The 3,548-nt window shown below is 67.8% G+C and carries 4 protein-coding genes; all 4 read right to left on the bottom strand.

Annotation, left to right across the window (positions count from 1 at the left end; all coding sequences use genetic code 11):
* Nucleotides 1–1,315 (bottom strand): ribosome biogenesis GTPase Der (gene der, locus V7Q81_RS15130; protein ID WP_333844966.1); only part of this gene is annotated, 1,315 nt, incomplete at its 3' end.
* Nucleotides 1,316–1,346: 31 nt separating this feature from the next.
* Complete coding sequence (gene bamB / locus V7Q81_RS15125) at nt 1,347–2,492, bottom strand: outer membrane protein assembly factor BamB (RefSeq protein WP_333844963.1); 1,146 nt, start codon at nt 2,490–2,492, stop codon at nt 1,347–1,349.
* Complete coding sequence (locus V7Q81_RS15120) at nt 2,489–3,124, bottom strand: YfgM family protein (protein WP_333844960.1); 636 nt, start codon at nt 3,122–3,124, stop codon at nt 2,489–2,491. The genes bamB and V7Q81_RS15120 overlap by 4 nt, the downstream gene beginning before the upstream one ends.
* 21 nt (nt 3,125–3,145) lie before the next feature.
* The coding region (locus V7Q81_RS15115) for a His/Gly/Thr/Pro-type tRNA ligase C-terminal domain-containing protein (RefSeq protein ID WP_333844958.1) at nt 3,146–3,548 on the bottom strand (403 nt) is incomplete at its 5' end.

The raw sequence follows: 3,548 nt of genomic DNA, 5'->3' as shown, positions 1-3,548 counted from the left end.
GGGCATAGGGGTTGGAACCGGTTCGGAACACGACCCTCAGGGGGGTGCCTTCGAGCCGGAACTCCTGCCGGAAGCCGTTTTCCAGGTAGCGTCGATAGCTCTCCGGCAATCGCTCCAGGGCGTTGCCGTGGATCACAATGAGGGGCGGATTGCTGCCTCCCTGATGGGCGTAGCGCAGTTTTGGCCGCACGATCCCCGCCCGGGGCGGCGGCTGTTTTGCCGTGAGCGCCTGCAGCAGCCGGGTGAGCCTGGGAGTAGGAAGCTTGACCATGGCGGAGCGGTAGGCCTCGTCCACCGAGCGCATAAGGGCGCCTACCCCCGTGCCCTCCCGGGCCGAGAGGTAGTGGAAGCGGGCGAAGCTCAAGAACGCCAGTTTGCGCTCGACTTCCTTCTTGATCTCCTCTCGCCGTTCGGCCGGGAGTCCGTCCCATTTGTTGACCGCCACCACCAGGGCGCGGCCCGCCTCCAGGACGAATCCGGCGATATGAGCATCTTGCTCGGCCACTTCGCTGCGGGCATCCAGCACAAGGATCACCACATGGGCGGCCTCGATGGCCTGAAGGGTCTTCACCACGGAAAACTTCTCTACAGGCTCCTCGATCCGGCCCCGGCGCCGCAGGCCCGCAGTATCGATCAGGGTGTAGGCGTGCCCGTCCCGCTGGAACTCCACAGCGATAGCGTCCCGAGTGGTGCCCGGCTGGTCGTAGACCACCAGGCGCTCTTCGCCCAGGAGACAGTTCACCAGGGTCGATTTGCCCACGTTCGGGCGCCCCACCACTGCGATGCGCGGATGCTCCGGGGCGGGCGCCTGCGGGGCTTCGATGGGGAAATCGGCCAGGGCCCGCTCTACCAGCTCCGCCACTCCGTCGCCATGGGCCGCCGAAATGGGAATAGGCTCGCCCAAGCCCAATTCAAAGAATTCCGCCCGGGCAATCTCGAAGGGAAGCCCTTCTGCTTTGTTGACGGCGACCAGGGTCTTGCGGCCCCGCCGCCGCAGCTCTTCCGCGATGGACCGATCCTGGAGCGTCAATCCCTCGCGGGCGTCCACCAGGAAGACCACCACGTCCGCCTCGTCCACCGCGAGGCGCGCCTGCCGGGCCATTTCCGCCAGGATGCCTTCCTGGGCGTCGGGCTCCAGCCCACCCGTGTCCACCACCAGAAAAGGCTTCGCTCCGACGCGGCCGTGACCGTAATGCCGGTCCCGAGTAAGCCCCGGGAGGTCTGCCACCAAGGCCTCCCGTGACCGGGTCAGGCGATTGAACAGGGTGGACTTGCCCACGTTGGGGCGCCCGACCAGGACCAGCGTGGGTTTCATGGGCCTCTCTTTGCCGCCGCCGGGAGCGCCGCTATTGGATGCGCAGCAGCATCAGCGTGCCGCCGGTGGTCTGCACCAGCAGACCGCCCTCCACCCGTAGAGGCGGGGTGGCGATGGGGCTCCCGTCGGTCGCGACGCGGGCGGCAAAGCCACCGTCATCCGCGTTGAGCAGATGCACGTAGCCTTCGAAGTCCCCCACCGCCACGTAGGAACCTAGGCTGGTGGGCCGGGTGAGCCGACGGCCGGTGAGTTTCTCCTGGCGCCACAAGGTGGCGCCCCGGCCAAGCTCCAGGCCCATGACTTCGCTGCGCTCGGTGGTGACGTAAAGCCCCCGGCCGTCCACGTCCAGGCCGGCGTAGCTGGAGATGTCCCGGGCCCACAGCAGGTTGCCGTTGCGCACGTCGAAGCAGGCTGTGCGCCCCTGGAACGCGGCAGCGCACACTTCGGCGGCCGCCACCTCCGGAGTGCTGGCCACGTCGGCAATGCGCTCCAGCTCGGTGGCCCCCCGGGGCTGGGCCACGGTGGCTTCCCAGCCCACCACGCCATCGGTGAGGCGCAGGGCGACGAGCTTCCCTCCGGGGAAGCCGGCAAACACGGCGCCCCGCTCCACCGCCACGCCGGCGAAGCTTCGCACGCTCAAGGCAGGAAGGGTGCGCTGATAGACCCAGCGGCGCTTGCCCGAATCCGCTTCCAGCGCAAACACGCGCCCGTCGGCACCCCGCACCACTACGATTCCCTCGCTCAGCCGCGGCGGGCTCAGGATTGCGGTGCCGATGGGTGCGGTCCAGCGGAGTTTTCCGTCTTCTCCGTAGGCCAGCACTTCCCCATCCAGGGTTCCCGCCAACACCAGGTTCGCTCCAGCCTCTACCCCTCCGGTGAGCTTCTTGCCAGTGTCCACTCGCCACACGGTTTGCCCGCGATCGGCGGAGATGCGGGTGAGCGTCCCGTCGGCAGAGGCAGCATAGACGGCGCTCCCCGCGACGGACGGAGCCAGGGCCAGCTGAGGGGAGCGGCCCACGGGGGCACGCCAGACCACCTCCAGCCGCACGCTTTCCTGAATCGGGGTCAAGGGGCTCGGTTTGAGGGCTGGCTCCGAGCGTCCGAACCAGCCCCATCCTGTGGCGCAACCGGTCAGAAGAAACGCCACCAGGAACCCGGCCACACGCGACAGTTTCATGCCCCCTCCAGGGCGTCTAATTTGAGCTCGATCAGGCTGCGCAGCGGCTCGCCTGGCGCGGTCTTTTCCAAGGCGCGCTGGTATGCTTTGCGCGCCTCTTCCCCTCTGCCCTGGGCGACCAACACGTCGCCGCGCAAATCGTCGTAGAGCCGGGCATAGGGAGTCGTGTCCTCGGCGGGAAGAAGGGCCAGGGCTTGGTCGAACTTCCCCTCTTCCAGGAGGATGCGGGCGAGGCGCAGGCGTGCCGTGGCCTGTAGCGCCTCTTCCCTCGCTTGCTCCACGACCCAGGTGAGCTCTCGCTGGGCAGACTCCCGGTCGCCGCGCTCGTAACTTGCCTTCGCCGCCGCCAAAGCCGCCCGCGCCGCATAGGAAGAACGGGGATAGCGGCTGCGCAACTCGGCTGCACCCGTCCGGAGCTTTTCGGCATCGTTGGCAAGGATCGCGGGCTCCAGGGCGGCGTAAGCCTGGGCGGCGGCCAAGGACTGCTGGCTCTGGTAATGACGCCAGCCGTAGATCCCCCCCACGGTGGCAAGAAACACCCCTACCGCCAAGATCACCAGCCGGCCATTGTCCTTCCACCAAGCTGCCAGCCGGGCCAGTTGCTCCTGTTCCTCGAAATCGTAAACGCCCATCGTCGCCTTTCTTCGTTTCGGTCACACTTGATTGAGGGCCGCACTGGGTAACTTCCAGGCCCCTTCCCGCAGCCATTGGGCCACCTCGGCGACCGGCACCCGCACTTGGGGCTGGGCGATGCGCAGCGGTTTCACGCTCACCTCCTCCGCTTGGACCTCATCCTCGCCGAGAATCACCGCCACCTGGGCACCGCTCGCGTCGGCCTTTTTCATCTGGGACTTGAAACCACCGCCCCCACAGTGGAGCACCACGCGCAGACCGGCATCGCGTAAGCGCTCGGCCAACCGGGGCGCCAGGGCGCTCGCCCGCTCCCCTTGGTGGACCAGATACACGTCCAGCGGCACCAGGACCGGCTCCCCCTTCTCCGCCAGGAGCGCCAGCAGTCGCTCCACCCCCATCGCAAAGCCACAGGCAGGCGTGGGC

Source organism: Pelomicrobium sp., assembly GCF_036803785.1.
Lineage (GTDB): Bacteria > Pseudomonadota > Gammaproteobacteria > Burkholderiales > UBA6910 > Pelomicrobium.
Note: the sequence above shows the minus strand (reverse complement) of the source record. Positions and strands in the feature narration are given on the sequence as shown.

Excerpts from the sequence above, each read along its gene's own strand:
- bamB (WP_333844963.1), bottom strand. The coding sequence starts at position 2,492 with ATGAAACTGTCGCGTGTGGCCGGGTTCCTGGTGGCGTTTCTTCTGACC.
- V7Q81_RS15120 (WP_333844960.1), bottom strand. The coding sequence starts at position 3,124 with ATGGGCGTTTACGATTTCGAGGAACAGGAGCAACTGGCCCGGCTGGCA.